This window comes from Actinomadura macrotermitis (genome assembly GCF_009604375.1).
Lineage (GTDB): Bacteria > Actinomycetota > Actinomycetes > Streptosporangiales > Streptosporangiaceae > Spirillospora > Spirillospora macrotermitis.
Window position 1 is genome coordinate 336083 of record NZ_WEGH01000003.1, and the last position, 16823, is coordinate 352905.

Annotated in this window: 12 protein-coding genes; 8 read left to right on the top strand and 4 right to left on the bottom strand. The window is 73.9% G+C overall.

The window, feature by feature from the left end; genetic code table 11:
* The first annotated feature begins 6 nt into the window (after window positions 1-6).
* Both ACRB68_RS22715 and ACRB68_RS22720 read left to right on the top strand, forming a co-directional pair.
* The gene (locus tag ACRB68_RS22715; RefSeq protein WP_153535726.1) at window positions 7-759 is read left to right on the top strand and encodes an aminotransferase class IV; all 753 of its coding nucleotides are present in this window, start codon (window positions 7-9) and stop codon (window positions 757-759) included.
* A complete protein-coding gene (locus ACRB68_RS22720; protein WP_153535728.1) occupies window positions 756-2024 on the top strand; it encodes an MFS transporter in 1269 nt (422 codons plus the stop codon). Before ACRB68_RS22715 ends, ACRB68_RS22720 begins: the two co-directional genes overlap by 4 nt.
* On the opposite strand, the gene ACRB68_RS22725 is transcribed toward ACRB68_RS22720, so the two are convergent.
* From ACRB68_RS22725 to ACRB68_RS22735, 3 genes are all read right to left on the bottom strand, one after another.
* Window positions 1917-2291 (bottom strand): VOC family protein, encoded by a 375-nt coding sequence (locus tag ACRB68_RS22725; RefSeq protein WP_153535730.1) that lies wholly within the window; start codon window positions 2289-2291, stop codon window positions 1917-1919. The genes ACRB68_RS22720 and ACRB68_RS22725 overlap by 108 nt on opposite strands.
* Window positions 2292-2300: 9 nt before the next feature.
* Window positions 2301-4163, bottom strand: coding sequence for an HAD-IIIC family phosphatase (locus ACRB68_RS22730; RefSeq protein ID WP_153535732.1), 1863 nt, complete (start codon window positions 4161-4163; stop codon window positions 2301-2303).
* Between the two features lie 92 nt (window positions 4164-4255).
* Entirely contained in the window at window positions 4256-4912 is a 657-nt protein-coding gene (locus ACRB68_RS22735) for a TetR/AcrR family transcriptional regulator (RefSeq protein ID WP_328594618.1), read from the bottom strand.
* A gap of 100 nt (window positions 4913-5012) precedes the next feature.
* On the opposite strand from ACRB68_RS22735, the gene ACRB68_RS22740 reads away from it, so the two are divergent.
* The 5 genes from ACRB68_RS22740 to ACRB68_RS22760 all read left to right on the top strand — a co-directional run bounded on the left by ACRB68_RS22740 (window position 5013) and on the right by ACRB68_RS22760 (window position 11918).
* Window positions 5013-5870 (top strand): lipase family alpha/beta hydrolase, encoded by an 858-nt coding sequence (locus ACRB68_RS22740; RefSeq protein WP_153535734.1) that lies wholly within the window; start codon window positions 5013-5015, stop codon window positions 5868-5870.
* Between the two features lie 107 nt (window positions 5871-5977).
* On the top strand, window positions 5978-6649 hold the full coding sequence (locus ACRB68_RS22745) for an alpha/beta hydrolase (protein ID WP_153535736.1): 672 nt from the start codon (window positions 5978-5980) through the stop codon (window positions 6647-6649).
* 145 nt (window positions 6650-6794) lie between these two features.
* Window positions 6795-7808 (top strand): HNH endonuclease signature motif containing protein, encoded by a 1014-nt coding sequence (locus ACRB68_RS22750; protein ID WP_153535738.1) that lies wholly within the window; start codon window positions 6795-6797, stop codon window positions 7806-7808.
* Between the two features lie 16 nt (window positions 7809-7824).
* Entirely contained in the window at window positions 7825-10752 is a 2928-nt protein-coding gene (locus ACRB68_RS22755; RefSeq protein ID WP_153535740.1) for a DEAD/DEAH box helicase, read from the top strand.
* Entirely contained in the window at window positions 10749-11918 is a 1170-nt protein-coding gene (locus ACRB68_RS22760; RefSeq protein ID WP_153535742.1) for a hypothetical protein, read from the top strand. Before ACRB68_RS22755 ends, ACRB68_RS22760 begins: the two co-directional genes overlap by 4 nt.
* Before the next feature lie 30 nt (window positions 11919-11948).
* Here the strand turns inward: ACRB68_RS22760 and ACRB68_RS22765 are convergent, their stop codons facing one another.
* Entirely contained in the window at window positions 11949-14084 is a 2136-nt protein-coding gene (locus tag ACRB68_RS22765; RefSeq protein ID WP_153535744.1) for a beta-glucosidase, read from the bottom strand.
* 354 nt (window positions 14085-14438) lie between these two features.
* On the opposite strand from ACRB68_RS22765, the gene ACRB68_RS22770 reads away from it, so the two are divergent.
* Window positions 14439-16817: a cellulase family glycosylhydrolase gene (locus tag ACRB68_RS22770; RefSeq protein ID WP_153535746.1), complete on the top strand. Its 2379-nt coding sequence runs from the start codon at window positions 14439-14441 to the stop codon at window positions 16815-16817.
* Window positions 16818-16823 lie beyond the last annotated feature (6 nt).

Consider the following 16823-nt stretch of genomic DNA (forward strand, 5'->3'; position numbering starts at 1 on the left):
CATTACATGAGCGAGCCGCTGATCTGGAAGGACGGATTCGTCCCGGGTTCTGTCCCGGACGAACCGCCGCTGGCGGCCGACTCCTGGCTCGTCCAGGAGGGGCGGGCCCGGGGCCTGGACCGGCACCGGGCCCGCTTCGCCGGGGCGTGCGGCACGGACGTGTCCGCCTTCTGGACGGCGGTGCTGGGCCGGCTGCCGGCCACGGGCGAATGGTTCCCGCGCGTGGAACTGGCCGACACCGATCCCCCGGTGCTCGCGCTCCGCCTGCGCCCGGCGCCGCCGCGCGGCGAGACCATCGGCGTCTGGGTCCCGGACACCCCGGACCCGCGCCGCCATCCCCGGCGCAAAGGCCCGGACCTGGACGTTCTCGGAGACCTGCGCGCCGAGGCCCGGCGGCACGGAGCCGACGAGGCCCTGCTGGTGACGCCCGACGGGATCGTCCTGGAAGGGGCGACGACCAGCCTGGTCTGGTGGGAGGAGGACCGGCTGTGCTTCCCCGAGCCGGACCTGCCCGTCCTGCCGAGCGTGACCGCCGGGCTGATCCGGGACGAGGCCCTCACCCGGGGCGTCCCCGTCGCCCACGGCCGCCCCCGCCTGCCCGACCTGGCCGGTCGGGAGACCTGGCTGGTCAACGCCCTGCACGGCATCCGCCCCGTCACCGCCTGGGCCGGCACGCCGTTCCGTCCCGGGCCGCCCCATCGCGCCGCGCACTGGCGGCGGTGGTGGGACGGCCTGGCCGCCCCCTGGGAGGAGACATGACAGACACCGCACCGTTCGGCCGCACCGTCGCCGTCACGACCCTGGCGGGCCTGGTCGTCGTCGGGCAGATGTACGCCGTGCTGCCGCTGCTGCCGAAGATGGCCGCGAGCTGGGGCACCACGCCCGCCGCGGCGGCCTGGACGGCGACCGTGTTCGGGCTGGTCTACGCGGCCGGCTTCCTCCTCACCGGCCCGCTGGCCGACCGGTACGGCCGCCGCCGCGTCATCGCGGTGGGCATGGCCGCGCTGGTGGCCGCCACCGGCGCCATGGCGCTGGCCCCGAACCTGCCGGCCGCCCTCGCGACGCGCGCGGCGCAGGGGCTCGCCGCCGCCGCGTTCTCCCCCGCCGCCCTCGCCTACCTCACCGAGCGGATCGAGCCGCGCCGCCGCCCGATCGCCCTCACCTGCCTGATCACCGCGATGGTCGGCGCGGTGGTCGTCGGCCAGCTGTTCGCGCAGGCCGGCGCCGCGCTGTTCGGCTGGCAGGGCGCCTTCGTCATCGGCGCCCTCGCCGAGGCGGCGCTCGCCGTCGCGCTGTGGCGGGTGATGCTGCCCGACGGCCCCGCCGGCGCGACCCGCACCCGCGAGGCGTTCACGGCCATGGCCCGCCTGCTCAGGCCGGGCCCCCTGCCGCTCATCTACACGGCGGCGCTGACGGTCCTCGGCGGGTTCGTCGCCGTCTACAGCGCCCTTCAGCTGATGGGCCCGCCGGAGCTGGCCGGCCACCCCGCCGCCATGCTCCGGCTGCGCGCCGCCGCGCTGCCCGCCCTGGTCGCGGTGCCGTTCCTCGCGCCCGTCCTCACCCGGCTGAGGCCCACCGTCCGCGCGGCCGGCGCGATGGCGCTCGCCGCCGCTGTGGCCGCCGTCCTCGGCGCGGCCGCGCACTCGGCGATCGTCATCGCGCTGCTCCTGCTGGTCTTCGTCGGCGCGCTCACCGCGGTGTCGCCCGCCCTGACGGCCGTCGTCGCGGAGCTGTCCGGCGAGGCCCGCGCCGCCGGCCAGGCGCTATACACCTTCGCGCTGCTCACCGGCGCGAGCCTCGGGCCGCAGCTGGCCGTGGTGCTGCGCGGCGCCGGCCTGCCCGCGGTCCTGTGGAGCGTGGCGGCGCTGCTCCTGTGCGGGGCGGCGCTGGTGCTGGCGGCCGGCCGGCGGCCGGGCTCACGGCACCCGCGAGGCGATCGCGACGGGGTTGCCCGCGGGGTCGGCGACGTAGCCGATCCGCTCCCCCCACGGCATGTCGACGGGTTCGCGCAGCACCGCCACTGAGGCGGCCCGCAGCTCCTTCAGCGTGGCGTCCACGTCCGCCACGTGGACGAACAGCTCGGTGCGGCCCGCGCCGTCGCCGCCGTACTGCCGCCCGGGCCAGCCGGTGTCCACCACGGCGAGCTCGGCGGAGCCCCGGCGCAGCCCGACATAGGTGGGTTCGCCGTCCTTGGGCAGCTGCGCGTGCCGGGTGAAGCCGAACCGCTCGTAGAACCCGGCGGTCTCGTCGACCCGCTCGGCGACGACGACGGGAAAGAACCGGTCTTCCATGGGTGCCTCCTAGCCGTTCAGGGTGATCCACTTGGGCCGCTCGACGGCGTTCCCGACGTCCACGGTGAAGACGCCGTCCCCGGCGGCCTCGAACCCGGCCCGCTCCCAGAAGTCGGCCGAGACGCGGTTCTTCGGCGAGGGCTCGAACTCGCCCTCGACCACCCGGGCGCCCGCCTCCCGGGCCCGCCCGACGATCCAGTCGGCGATGGCCAGCTCCACGCCCCGCCCGAGGACCCGGCAGCTGAGCACCAGGTTGAGCACCCGCCACCGCTCCGCGCCGCACTCGACCCAGGCGGCACCGATGACCCCCTCGTCGCCGAAGCGGTCCTTCACCGCGAACGAGGCGACCAGATGCCCGGCGTCCTCGGCCATCCGCGTGGTCTCCGCCGCGTCGAACCGGCGGCCGGTCAGGTTGAACTGGTTGGTGCGGGCGGCGAGCTGGGCGATCCGCGGCACGCTGTACTCGCCCGCCGGCTCGGCCGTCACCTCGATCTCCAGCGCGGCCAGGTAGTCCTCGGAGGAGCCGAACCCGGACGCGAAGTCCTCGCGCAGCACCCGGTCGCGGTACAGCTTCGGGCGGTCGCGGTCGGTGCCGGTCAGCTCCGGGACGTCGAACCAGCCGTGCGCCAGGAGCGTCCGCTCGATGTGGGCGGGGTCGCCGCCGGAGTCGAGCGCGACGACCTCCGGCAGCTCGTCGGTGACGTGGCCGCGCTCGAACGCCGAGTCGTCCAGGAACACGAACGACCCCGGGGACAGGTTCAGCGCCTCGGCGGCGGCCTTGAGATTGTCCACCTTCGGCGCCCAGTTCACCACGCGCGCCGAGAAGGCGTCCGCCCGCAGCACCATCTCCGGGTGCTCGGCGAGGGCCTCTTCGACGGCGTCGGCGTCGTTCTTGCTGAGCAGGACGAGCACCACGCCCTGCTCGCGCAGCCGCGCGGCGGTGCGCTGCAGCTCCTGGTAGCAGTTGCCGGGGTAGAGCCCGCCGAGCTCGACCCCGGCCGCGCCGACCTCGCCGATCACGCCGCCCCACAGGGTGTTGTCCAGGTCGAGCGCGAGCACCTTGCGCGACAGCCCCAGCCGCCCCTGGACGAACCGGCGCACCTCCTTGGCCAGGACGAGCAGCGCGCCGTCGGTGTAGGGCATGTCCCCGAACCGGTAGAGGCGGTCGTCCCTGGCCGCGACGCCGGCGTCGGCGAGGAGCCCCACCAGGTCGGTGACGGCGATCCGCGGGTGCTCGGCCAGCCCGAGCAGCCCGGCGTTGAGCTCGTGCCAGGCGCGGGAGAGCCGGGCCCGGTCCCGCCAGCCGATCACGCTGTCGCGGACCCGCGCCGGCAGCGGCACGGTGTGCAGCACGAACGTGGCGGAACCGGCCTCGGCGTTGGCGAGCAGCAGCTCCCGCAGCCCGCCCAGCCGCGCCTGGAAGTGCTCGATGAGCCCGTCGACGTCCGCGGCGCTCCAGTCGTCGCCGAGGAAGTAGCCGTCGTCCAGCACGCAGCTGACGACGTCGGCATCGGCGAGCGAGCGGCCGGCGAGGGTCATCTCGAAGGCGCCGTAGTCGGCGACCTCGATGCCGGGCCGCACCCCCGCCGCGACGAGCTGGACCCGCAGCATCGCCTCGTAGGAGCCGGGGGTGGCGGTGCCGAGCACGGCGATCCGCGCGGGCCGCAGGTCACCGCCCTCGGGCATCCGCGCCAGGACCTTCCCGGCCCGGCGCACCGCCTGGGGGTCGGACAGCGCGGCGAGACGCCCCCGGACCCGCGCGTCGGGAACACCGCCGTCGGCGACGGCGGCGCGTAGTTCGGACAGGATCGTGTCGGTGTCGGCTGCGCCCTCGGACGAGCGCGGGCGTGCGGACTCGTGTGACTCGGCCATGGCGCCACCGCTTCCCGGCACTTCACCGGAAAAACCGCAGCGGCGAATCAGTCTCTCCTTATCCCCTTAAATGACCATCCGCAACCCGCCGTTCAGCGGTCCAGGGCGCCGAGGCCGGCGCGGGTGACGGCATAGAAGGCGTCCAGGTCCGCGATCAGGGCCTCGACATGGGCGGGGTCGCCGGGGTCGCGGTGCAGCAGCCAGTCGGCGACCAGGTCGAACAGGCCGCCGATCAGCCCGAGGGCGACGCGGTGGCCCGCGGCCGCCGCCTCCTGCGGGACGCCCTGGCCGCGCCACAGCCCGTGCACGAACTCCGCGGCCCAGCGGCGGTTGGCCCGACGCTGCCGCTCCACCGCCGGAGAGATCGCCCCGGCCTGCCCGAAGGTCACCAGGGCGCGGCGCGGATCGTCGATGAGGCCGTGCGCGAAGGCCTCGATCAGCGCCCGCTCGGCCTGGCGCGGATCGGCGGGGACCGCGGCCAGCCGCTCGGCCATCTCCCGCTTCAGCCCCTCGGTGACCTGGTCCAGCAGCGCGAGGTAGCAGTCCTCGCGGCCGTCGAAGATCTCGTAGAAGCCCTTGGTGCCGACATAGGCGTTCTGGCAGATCTGCTCGATCGAGGTGTTCTGGTAGCCCTGGGCGGCGAACAGCTCCAGCGCCGAATCCAGCAGCCGCTGCCGGCGCTCGGTCCGGCGCTGCTCCGCGTCCAGCCCCCGGATCACCCGCTTGCGCGTCGCCGGCTCCTTGGTCACCCCCCGAACGTACCCCGCCGCGAGTTATCAACAAGATGCCTTGTTCCTAACAAGCCACCATGTTCTACTGAGCGCCCGTCCCCTCCCGTGGAGGCACCCCATGCCCCTCCGCAAAGCCCTGGCCATCGCCGCGACCGGTGTCCTGCTCGCCCTGGGCGTCCAGGCCCCGGCGCACGCGGCGCCGTCGTCGGGCTTCAATGACTGGAACTGCCGACCCTCCGCCGCCCACCCCCGCCCCGTCCTGCTGCTGCACGGCCTCGGCGGCAACGGCCCGGGCAACTTCCTCACCCTCGGCCCCGGCCTCGCGAACTCGGGGTACTGCGTGTTCGCCCCGACCTACGGCGAGGCGCTTCCCCCGATCCCGGTCGGCGGGTTCGTCGCCATCGACACCTCGGCGCGGGAGATCGCGGGCACCGTCGACAAGATCCTCGCCTCGACCGGCGCCGACAAAGTGGACATCGTCGGCCACTCCGAGGGCGGCTTCCAGTCGCTCTACGTCCCCAAGTTCGTCCCCGGCCAGGCCGGCAGGATCGCCAACGTGGTGGCCCTGGCGCCCCCGACCCACGGCACCTCGTTCGCCGACCTGGTGACCATCGCCCACCGGCTCGGCATCATGGCGCAGGTCAACCAGGTCCTGTCGGCAGCGGGCTGCCAGGCCTGCACCGAGCTGACGACCGGCGCGCCCACCATCGCCAAGCTCAACGACGGCCCCATCGCCCAGCCCGGCATCGCCTACACCGTGATCGCCTCGACCTCCGACGCCCTGGTCACCCCGAAGGGGACGTCGTTCGTGGACGAGCCCGGCGTCACCAACACCTACGTCCAGGACCGCTGTCCGTCCGACCCGGTCGGCCACATCGGCCTGGCCTACGACGCCACCGTCGCCGCCCTCGTCGGCAACGCCCTCGACCCCGCCCACCCCAAGCCCGTCCCCTGCGGGTACGGCCTGCCCTTCTGACCTGGCGATGTGACTTTCGTACCGTCCAACCCGTGATCTCCGGCCCTGCCGCCCACGTCAGCACCTCACGAAGATGGAGGTCATCCCCCAGGGCACGGAGGTCCACGATGTTCACCCGACAGGAGCGCAGGCCGGAACTGAGCGAACGCCAAGGCGCTCAGGAAGTGCGTGCGGTGGTGCTGCTGCTGCCCGGCGGATCGGTCAAGAGCCACGGCCGCCCCTGGGCCTTCCTGGAAAAGGGCCTGCGGACCCTGGCGGCCCGCATCGCCGAGCGCGGCGCGGACGCGGGCGTCGCGGTCCACCTGCTGCGCTACCGCTACCGGGGCTGGAACGACGCCGACACCGCCGCCGACGCCCGCTGGGCACTGGCCGAGATCGAGCGCCGCTACGGCAAGGTGCCGGTGGCCCTGGTCGGCAACTCGCTCGGCGGCCGCGCGGCGTTCGCGGTCGCCGGCGAGCCCGCCGTGGTGAGCGTCACCGGCGTCGCCCCCTGGCTGCCCGAAGGCGAGCCCGTGGAACACCTCGCCGGACGCCGGGTCCTGATCCTGCACGGCGACAAGGACCGCAGCACCGCCTCGGCCGCCCTCTCCCTCGCCTACGCCGAGCGCGCCCGGGAGATCACTCCCCGGATCCAGCGGTGCGAACTTCCGGGCGACGGCCATTTCCTGCTCAAGCACGCAGACGACTGCTGGACGATGACAACGGACTTCGTCCTGGCGACCCTGACCGATGCCGCGCCCCCTGCTTGGGCGAGCGAGGGAGAACTCCAGCACCGGTAGGGGTTCTCGCCGCTAAAGATCCTTGGACTTCACGTCGCCGGAGAACGGCGGCGGTATTCTCTGTCGCGTGGCGCAGACCAGGCGCAAAAGAATTCCCCCGGCAACTCAGAGTGCACTGTTCGACGCGACCGGCAGACGGTGCACCATGTGCGTCAGGCCCCTGGACATCGAGGGCGGCACCCAGCACATCGGCGAGATGGGCCACATCGCCCCCCATTCCCCGCGGGGCCCGCGCCAGGAAGCGGCCAGGCCGGCCGACGTGGACGGTTTCGACAACCTCATGCTCCTGTGCCCGAGCTGCCACCGGACCATCGACAAGGAGCCGGGCCTCTGGCCGGAGCAGCAGCTGCGCGCCATCAAGGCCGAACACGAGGGATGGGTGGTCGTCGAGCGGGCCCGGCCCGAGCGGGAGGAGCCCCCCGGTGCGGAGCTTGCGGGCATCGGCGAAGCCGTCGAGATCGGCGGCACCGCCTTCCAGATCGTGGGCGCCCCGGAGGAGGACCGGACCGCCGACGCCACGGCGATCGTGTCCCGGGCGTTCGCGCTCGCGCCGGAGGGCGGGGGCGTCTGGGTCCGCAGGATCGCCTCCCGGCGGCCCGGCCCGGAGGCACTGGAGCGGCGGGCCCGCCTGGCCGCCGAGGCCGGCCTGCTCGCCGAAGCGCTCCCCGGGCTTCCGCGGCTCGTCGCCGCGTCCATGACACCGGAGACCGCCGTGCTGGTCACCGCGGTCCCCTCGTTCACGACCATGGCCGGCTTCTACGACGGCCGGGGCCGGGAGGCCGAGGCCGTACGCGTGCTGGGGGCCGGCGTGGCCGGGGTCTGCGCGGGGCTGGCCGCGCTGCACGCCCGGGGCCTCGCCCACGGGGCCCTGGACCGCGATTCGATCATGGCCGACCGGGCGGGGGCGCTCTTCCTGCGCGACACCGGCCGCGCGTCCTGGGACCGCGCCGACCGCGCCGACCCCGCCGAGGACGTCCGCCGGCTGGCCGAGCTGCTGCACCTGACCGTGACGGGGCGGCCGCCGGTCCCGCTCGTCTCGGCCGCCGTCCTGAACCCCGCCGTGCCGGAGGCCTTCGCCCGGGCGCTCGGGCGCGCGCTGTCCCCCGGCCCGGCCGAGCGCGGAGGCGTCGCGGAACTCGGCGCCGCCCTGCGCCCTTGACGCGGAGGAGCCGACCGTGACGGAAAAGATCGTCGACCTCGGTCCCGAGGCCGGCCTGGTCTGGTCCAAGAAGTTCCCCGGCACGCTGGTCGAGCAGCGCGAACGCCATCCCCTCCTGCCGGGCCTGGAGGGGATCGGCCGGGACCTGTGGTCGCTGGGCCCGCAGGACCTGGTGCCCGCCCGGCTGGAGCGGGGCAGGCAGGGACGCGGCGACTTCCTCAAGATCTACCTCGCCGGCCGGTACGCCCTCCTGCTCTTCCCCACCCGGGACCAGCGCGGCTACTGGGTCGGCGGCGTCCACCCGATGCGCTTCGACGACCACGACCAGATCGTCCGGGGCGGCCTGTCGCTGCGCGCCGGACGCTGGCGGGTCTTCGACCACCCCCGCGAGCTGCGCCACCTGTCCGGCTGGCCGCAGGTCCAGGCCGCCTGGTCCGCCGCGGGCGCCGGGCCGCCCGGCGGCGGGCCGCCGCTCCCGGACTCCCACACCGCCTACCTCGACCGGCTGGCGACCCTGGTGGACGAGGGGCGGCGCATCGAGGCGTCGGCCGGCGACGCCCGCCGCCTCGTCCGGTACCGCCGGGTCACCCCGGTGGCCGCGACCCGGCGGTCCGCCCGGTCGGTGCACTCCTTCCAGCTCATCGACGCCGCCCGGCCGGCGACCGGCACCCGCGTCCACATCGACGGCGCGCCCGACCTGCGCGGCCGGATCGAGCGGATCGACGAGGGCGTGGCGACGATCCGGTTCGAACGGCCGGTGGACTTCGGCCGGATACCCGAGATCGGCGCGTTCGCCGAGTCGCCCAACCTGGTCGCCTACGACAAGAAGAGCGAGGCCATCGACATCCTGCGCCGGCAGCGCTCGCCCAATCCGCTGTTGCTGACGGCGCTGGCCGACCGCGCGTTCCAGCCGTTCGCCCCCGCCACCGGGGTGCGTCCCCGCGAGCCCCTGGACGACAGTCAGCTGAGCGCGTTCCGCAAGGCGCTGGCCGTTCCCGACCTGGCGCTGATCCAGGGGCCGCCGGGCACCGGCAAGACCCACACCATCCGGCAGGTCGTCCTGGCGTGCGCCGAGCAGGGCCGCAAGGTGCTGATCTCCTCGTACACCAACCGGGCCGTCGACAACGTGCTCAAGGACCTTCCGACGAACATGCTGGTCCTGCGCGTGGGGAGGGAGGACGGCATCACCCCCGGCTGCGAGCACCTGACGCTCGAAGCACGGGCGGCCGAGCTGCAGCGCCTGATCGCCGACCGCACCGAACCCGTCCTCGACCGCTACCGCGCCGCCGCCCGGGACGGCGCGGCCGACGCCCTGTTCCGGCAGCTGGCCGAGGATCTGCGCCGGCTCGATGAGGCCGTGGCGACCGCCCGGCGCAGCGCCGCCGCGGCGGCCGACCGCGAGGCCGCCGTGACCGCGCCCCTGGTGCAGCGGATGAGGTCCCTGGACGAGGCGCGGCGGCACCACGAGGAACTGCTCGCCGAGCGCACCTGGTCCCTTCAGCGGCTGGAACGCGCGCTGGACAGGGCCCGGCGCACCGCCGGGTTCCCGCTGATCGGCGCGCTCTTCCGCCGCCGGGCCACGCGCCTCGAAGCCGAGCGGTCGGCGGTGGGCGCCGAGGCCGGGGGCGTCCGCCACACGCTCGACGCGATCGCCGGAGACCAGGCGCAGGCGGCCGCCGAGCTCGGCCGGGTCCGCACCGCCCACCCCGCCCTGATCGCCGCCCGCCGGGCCCATGAACGCGACGTGGCCGAGCAGCGGTCCCGCGCCGAGCGGGCCGCACTCGTCGCCGCGCCCCTGCGGGAACTGATCGAGGGCGAACTGCCCGAGATCACCGCCGACCCCGCCGGGCTGGCCGCCTTCCAGGCCGCCGCGGGCGCCGCGCTCGCCCTGATGCGCCGGAGGCTGGAGCTGCTGACCTCCTGGCGCGGCAACCTCGAACGGCGCACCGAGCAGCTCTACGGCGAGCTCCTCAGGTACGCCGACGTGGTCGGGGCGACGTGCATCGGCAGCGCGACGAGCGGGCATCTCGACGACCTCGGCTTCGACCTGGCGATCGTCGACGAGGCGGGCCAGATCAGCACCGCGGACGTGCTCGTCCCGCTGGTCCGGGCGCGCCGGGCCGTCCTCGTCGGCGACCACGTCCAGCTCCCGCCGCTGCCCGACGACCGGCTCGTCGCCTGGACGCGGACCGAGCATCCCGGCGACCCCGGGATGACGCGGCTGGTCACCGACAGCGCCTTCGAGCTGCTGTTCCCCTCGGTGCCCCAGGAGAACAAGGAGGTGCTGCGCTACCAGCGCCGGATGCCCGAGCCCCTGGCCCGCTTCATCTCCGGCCACTTCTACGGGGGGTTCCTCGAAAGCGACGTGAAACGGGTCCACCGTGACGACCTGTTCGCCGCTCCCATCGCGTTCGTCGACACCGCGGAACTCCCCCAGCGGCAACGGCGCGACCGCAAACCCCGCCAGGACGAGCCCTGGCCCAAGGACAGCCGCCTCAACGAGTGCGAGGCCGAGCTGCTGGCCCTCCTGGCGGCCCACTACCACGCGCGGTCCGACGACTGGGCGGTGATCCTGCCGTACGCGGCCCAGATCGGGCTGGTCACCTCCCTGCTCGCCCGGCGCATCGGCGACGAGGAGGCGGTGGCCCGCCGGGTGGCGACCGTCGACTCCTTCCAGGGCGGCCAGCACGACACCATCCTGTTCGGGTTCACCCTCAGCAACCCCGACGGGAGGGTCGGTTTCCTGCGGGAGGTGCGCCGCTCGAACGTCGCCTTCTCGCGGGCCAGGCAGCGGCTGGTCCTCGTCGGGGACCTCTCCACGCTCCTCAACGCCGCCGATCCCGGCTTCCGCCACCTTGCGCAGGCACTGCACGACCATGTGCGGGCCTCGGGGGACCTGCGGGGATACCGCGAGGTCATGCGACACCTCAAGGAGGGCGCATGAGCGGGACCTCCACCGCCCTGTACACGCAGGCCCGCGCCCTGGAACACGCCGCCGGGCTTCCCGGGGTCAGGCCGCTGCGCGTGCACGCCCTCGCCTTTCCCCTGCACGCGGTCGAACTGTCCGCCACGATCGAGGAAAGCGGGCCGTTCGACCTGCTCGACCGGTATGTCGGCCTGACCATCGCCGAGGCCGGCTTCACCCGCCGTCAGGACATCGCCGAGTTCCTGGGCATCTCCGAGCACATGGTCGACCGGGTGCTGCGCTTCCTGGGCGGCATCGGCCACCTGACGGGCTCCGCCGACGCCCTCTCCCTGACCGAACGCGGCTTTCGGTCGGTCCGCGACGACCGCCGCTACACCGTGAAGCAGGACAGGCTGCGCCTGTACTTCGACGGAGTGCGGTGCGGGCCCCTGCGCACCGGGCACTACGCCCGCGGCGTCCGGATCCTCGACCGCGACGCCGCCCTCGCCCAGCGGACCTTCCGCCTCATGCCGGAGGAGCGCGGCTTCCGCCCGGACGCCGTCGCGGAACTCGCCCGGCGCCCCGACCGCGGCGAATACGACCTGCCGGACGAACTGCTGGACCTGAAGGTCCTGGAGGTGGGCCGGGCCTTCCTTCCCTGCTACGCCGTCAGGGCGTACGACGGCGGCCGGCTCACGACACTCGTCTACTCCGGCGTCGCCGAGCTACGGGACCACCACCTGGAGGAGATCTGCAACGCCTGGCCGGCGGTCACGCACGTGCTGGAGGGCACCGACACCGAGCACCCGCGCGAGCACTTCGGGGAGTGGATGCGCGAACGGGGCATCGACCCCCGCTCGCTCGTCTGGCTCGACCACTACAGCGCCCGGCTCGTCCTCCCGCCTTCCGCGTACAGCGGCCGTGAACGCGGGAAGGGCTCCTTCTCGCCGACGATGCTCGGCTCGTACGTGGCTCCGCGCGGCCACGTCCTCCAGCTGTGGTGCTCGGACGCCGCCACCCGGACCAGGACCGTCCTGGAACGCGCCCTGGTCTACGCCACGGCGACCGGCCGCACCGTGCCGGAGGTCACCGCCTTCCTCGGCCGCGTCTGCCGCCAGCTCGAACCGGACCGCGACGTCACCCTCGACGACCTGCGCAGACACGCCCGCAACGCGGGCTACGGCACCCTCGACCTCGCGGAATGACCCGGCCCCCTCCAGCATGACGCCGGGAGATCAGCAGACGGTGCCGGTGAGGGGGAGGTCGCGGGAGGAGAACCCGACCATGGCCTTGGCGCAGCCGGGGGCGGTCTTCCAGGTGCTGGTGGCGGTGTCCCAGTAGGCGCGGGCGCGGGCGCCCAGGGGGAAGGTGACGGTGGTGGACCGGCCGGGGTCGAGGGCGAGTTTGGTGAAGCCCTTGAGCTGGCGGGGCGGCTGGGCGGCGCCCTTGGCGGCGGTCAGGCCGAGGTAGAGCTGGGGGACGGCGTAGCCGCGGCGGGTGCCGGTGTTGGTGACGGTCACGGTGACGCCGGTGCGGCCGGTCTTGAGGCCGGTCAGCTTGAAGGTGGTGTAGGACAGGCCGTGCCCGAAGGGGAACGCCGGGGTGATCTTGCCGGTGTCGTAGTGGCGGTAGCCGACGTTGACGCCCTCGCGGTAGGTGACGGTGTTGTTCACCCCGGGATGCAGCGCACTGGAGCCGGCGGCGGGGGCGTCCTTCTCGGCGGCGGGGAAGGTGACGGGCAGGCGGCCGCCGGGGTCGGTGTCGCCGTAAAGGACGCGGGCGATCGCGGCGCCGCCATGCTGGCCGGCGTACCAGGCCTGCACGATTCCCTTGGTCTTGGCGGCCCAGGGGGTCAGGACGGGGCCGCCGGTCTGCAGCACCACCACGGTGCTGGGGTTGGCGGCGGTGACGGCGTTGATGAGGGCGTCCTGGTCGCCCAGCGCGGTGTCCTTGGCCGCGCCGCACTTGAGCGTCAGGCAGGACACGTCGGCGTCCTCGGCGCGGGCGTCGGCGGCGACCACCACGACGACCTGGGCGTTGCGGGCGGCATTGGCGGCGGCATTGAGATCGTTGCCGTCGTTGTAGGTGACGTTGCCGGCGCCGGCGCGGGCGGTGATGCCCTGCAGCGGCGTGGTGACCGCGGTCGGCTTGACGTACATCGAGCCGATGCCGGTGCGGAACTGGGACGCGGCCTTGCCGATGACCGCGACCTTGGTGCCGGTGGTCAGCGGCAGCACGCCGCCGCTGTTCTTCAGCAGGGTGATGCCCTGCTCGGCCAGGTCCTGGGCGGTCTTGCCGTGCCCGGCGTAGTCGGGCCTGCCGTCGGCGGCGCGCTTGGGCTTGTCGAACATGCCGTAGGCGAACATGACGCGCAGCCGGGCGTGCAGCCGCTGGTCGACGTCGCCCCAGGTGATCTTCTTGGAGTTCAGCACCGAGCGCAGCAGCGGCGGGGTGTAGTGGGCGCCGACCGGCATCTCCAGGTCCAGGCCGTTGGTCACCGAGGCGTCGGTGTTCTTGGCGGCCATCGCCCAGTCGCTGACCACCGCGCCCTTGAACCCCCACTGCTTGCGCAGGATGCCGCCCAGGACGGTCCGGTCCGAGCAGCTGGGCCGGCCGTTGACCAGGTTGTAGCCGCACATCACGGTCGCGGCGTCGCCCTGGCGGACCGCGGCCTCAAAAGGCGCCAGGTAGACCTCGCGCAGCGCCCGCTGGTCGATGACGGCGTTGACGCGGTAGCGGTTGGCCTCCTGGTTGTTGGCCGGGAAGTGCTTCACCTCGGCCATCAGCCCGGCCTTCTGCACCGTCTTGACCCACTCCACGCCCATCCGCGATGACAGCAGCGGGTCCTCGCCGTAGGCCTCGAACGTCCGCCCGCCCTTGGGCGTGCGCATGATGTCCACCGCCGGGCCCAGCACCACGTCGTTGCCCCGGTGCGCGGCCTCGTCGGCCACCACCGCGGCCGCCCGGCGGGCGGCGCCGGTGTCGAACGTCGCCGCCAGCGACACCCCCGCCGCCAGCGCGGTGTTCGGGCCCTGCTTCACGCCCATGGACCCGGCGTCCACCATGAACAGCTCCGGAATCCCCAGCCGCGCGACACCGTGGACCGTTCCAGCGCGGAACCGGGCGTCGTCGGCGGCCTTCAACGGGCCGAGCAGGTCGTCACCGGCCATCAGGCCGAGCTTCTCGTCCTGGGTGAGTGCCTTGACCACCAACTGCGCACGGGCATCGGCCGACAGGCGGATGTCGCACCACGGACGGGCGACGCGCACCGCGCAGGGCGAGGAGAGCGCGCTCCCGGTCAGGCCGGCCGGGCGCGGGGCGTCACTGAACGAGCGCGCGACGGGGATCGCGGCGGCCGCCACGATGATCACGCCAACGGTCGTCCGAAAGATCCTTTTAGGCACAGGCCGGAATCATAGTGAGGAATCCAGCATTATGCGCGGAGAGTGATAAAAAGCCGCGCCGTTCGAACCGGCGCGACCAAGGATCACTCATGAAGTGCACTGTTACGCCAGAGTCCGGCGCGATGATTTGCAAGATCGTTACTTACGGTCACCGATCCCCCGGCCGACGGTCCGGCACCGGTCCCGCTTCGCGTTCGCCCGGCATTCCGCGAGGCCGAGCCCTCCGGAGCCAGGAATGGATCTTTCCCGGCCCCGCGATCTAGAAACATGAGGCTATTTCATGTAATTTCCGTGGTCCTGGCCACTCCCCTAGGGGGCACCTTGTCCGCGGGCCGTCTTCCGGTGCTGGTCACCGGCACCCTCGCCGTTCTGATCGTCGCCGGAGCCCTGGCGGACCCCGTGGGGTTCTTCGCGCTCTACGGGAACCCCGGCCGGTTCCTGCCCGCGACCCGCTGGCAGGCGGCGCCGCTCGCGGTCTACGTCCCGCTGCTGCTGGCGGGAACGGCCTGGACGGCGCGCACCTTCGGCGGCCTGCCGCGCCGGCAGCGGTTCGCCACCGTGTGGGGCGGGATCGTACTGTCGGCGCTGGTCGCCAAGACGGCCATGGCCCTGGTGGCGACGGTCCCGTCGCTCCACCTCGCCGACGTGGTCTGGGCGACCTCCTACACCGTCCCCAAGGCCGCGCTCTTCGCGCTCCTTCCGGCCGCCGCGTCCCTGCTCGGCCGCGCCCCGGCGCCCGAACCGGCCCCCTCGGCACAGGCGGCGTGGCCGGTGGCGGGCGTCGTCACGGTCGCGGTGGCCGCGACCGGGCCGTGGGTGGCGTCGCACTGGTCGCAGGACCTGCCGCAGGGCGTCCCCTCGGTCGCGCCGCAGGCGGGCCCTCTCGGCCTGGCCGCCGGACTGGCGGTCCTGTTCCTGGCGCTGGCGCGGACCCAGGCAACCTTCGGGCGGCGGGCGCGGAACGCTTCACAGGCCTTCGCCGGCGCGTGGCTGGCCACGCTGTGGGCGGGCGCCGCGCTCGGGCTCGTCCAGACCGCCGTGCTCTGTGCGATGGACGGGTTCGGCGGCCCGCTCCAGACACCGGCCGCCCTGTACGTGCGGGTCTGCGAGGGGGTCGCGCTCGGCGTGATGTTCGGGTGGATAGCCGGCCTGGTGGCGACCCGCCGGACCGCTTCGCTGCGCTCGCACACCCGGATGCGCCGGACCGCCGCCGGGGTGGCGGCGGTCGTCACGGTGGGCGCGGTGGTGACGGCAGGCGGCGCCTCGGGAGCCGCCGCCGTTCCCTCCGGCCAGGCCGGCGGCGGCCTGTCCCCGCTGCGCGCGGTGCGCGGCGACCGGCCGCGGATCGTCGACGCCGCGGGCCGGCAGGTGCTGCTGCGCGGCGTCAACGTCAACCAGCTCGTCGACTTCTACACCGAGGACCCCAAGGTCCCCTCGACCCGGCCGCTCACGGAGGACGACTTCCGGCAGATGGCCGGACTCGGCTTCAACGTCGTGCGCCTCGGGATGTCCTGGTCGAAGGTCGAGCCGTCGCCCGGCCGCTACGACCCGTCCTATCTGGCCCGGGTCGACCAGGCGGTGGCCTGGGCCGCCAAGTACGACATGTACACCGTGCTCGACATGCACCAGGACGGCTGGAACAACCAGCCGACCCCGGCCGGCACGTCCTGCCCGCCCGGAACCTCCAAGATGTCCGGCTATGACGGCGCGCCGGCCTGGGCGACCCACGCCGACGGCGCGCCCCGCTGCCAGTTCACCGGCCGCGACATCTCCCCGGCGAGCGACCGGGCGTTCACGAACTTCTACTACGACCGCGACGGCGTGCAGACCCACCTGGTGAAGGCGTGGGCGATGCTCGCCGCCCGCTACGGCGGCGACCCGTCGATCGCGGGGTTCGACCCGCTCAACGAGCCGGGCTTCGGCGAGCAGGCCCCGATCACCTCCACCCTGCTGCTCGGCCGCTTCTACGACCGCGTGCTGAGGGCGGTCCGCGCCGCCGAGTCCCGCCCGCACCTGTTCTTCTTCGAGCCGAGCATCTTCTGGTCGGGCACCGGCTTCGACGCGATCCCGCGCGGCGCGTTCCGCGGCGACCCGGACCTGGTGTTCGCCCCGCACCTGTACGCCGAGTCGATCACCATGGACGCCTCGCTCGGCCTGCCGCCGGCCACCACGATCGAGCACGGCTTCACCCAGGCGCTCCGCGCCGCCGGGGACATCCCCGTCTGGAACGGCGAATGGGGCTACTGGGGCGAGAAGCCGACCGTCCAGGCCAGGACCCGCCGCTACACCGCGCAGGAGGACGAGCACCGGATCGGCGGCGCGTTCTGGGTGTGGAAGCAGGCGTGCGGCGACCCGCAGAACGGCCACGGGCCGATCGGCGGCGGCTTCAACAGCGTCGAGTGCGCCACCGGCAAGGACCTGCCCCGCGACCCGGTCGCCGCCGAGGAGCTCTCCCGCGCCTACCCGCGCGCCGTCCCCGGCTCCCTGACCTCGCTGTCCACCCCGTCCGCGCGCCGCCTGCTCCTGGCCGGAACGGCGGGCAAGGGCGACTGCACCGTGGACGTCTGGGTCCCCGGCGACACACGGCCCACCCTGACCGGCGGGGGCGTCACCGCGCTCACCGCCCGCAAGACCCCGGGCGGATGGCGGGTCAGCGGCTGCGCCGCCGGCCGCTACCGCCTCACCATCGAGGCTCGCTGAGCACGG

Coding starts and splice junctions, on each gene's coding strand:
- ACRB68_RS22730 (WP_153535732.1), bottom strand. CDS start 4,163: ATGGCCGAGTCACACGAGTCCGCACGCCCGCGCTCGTCCGAGGGCGCA.
- ACRB68_RS22760 (WP_153535742.1), top strand. CDS start 10,749: ATGAGCGGGACCTCCACCGCCCTGTACACGCAGGCCCGCGCCCTGGAA.
- ACRB68_RS22745 (WP_153535736.1), top strand. CDS start 5,978: ATGTTCACCCGACAGGAGCGCAGGCCGGAACTGAGCGAACGCCAAGGC.
- ACRB68_RS22715 (WP_153535726.1), top strand. CDS start 7: ATGAGCGAGCCGCTGATCTGGAAGGACGGATTCGTCCCGGGTTCTGTC.
- ACRB68_RS22720 (WP_153535728.1), top strand. CDS start 756: ATGACAGACACCGCACCGTTCGGCCGCACCGTCGCCGTCACGACCCTG.
- ACRB68_RS22725 (WP_153535730.1), bottom strand. CDS start 2,291: ATGGAAGACCGGTTCTTTCCCGTCGTCGTCGCCGAGCGGGTCGACGAG.
- ACRB68_RS22750 (WP_153535738.1), top strand. CDS start 6,795: ATGTGCGTCAGGCCCCTGGACATCGAGGGCGGCACCCAGCACATCGGC.
- ACRB68_RS22740 (WP_153535734.1), top strand. CDS start 5,013: ATGCCCCTCCGCAAAGCCCTGGCCATCGCCGCGACCGGTGTCCTGCTC.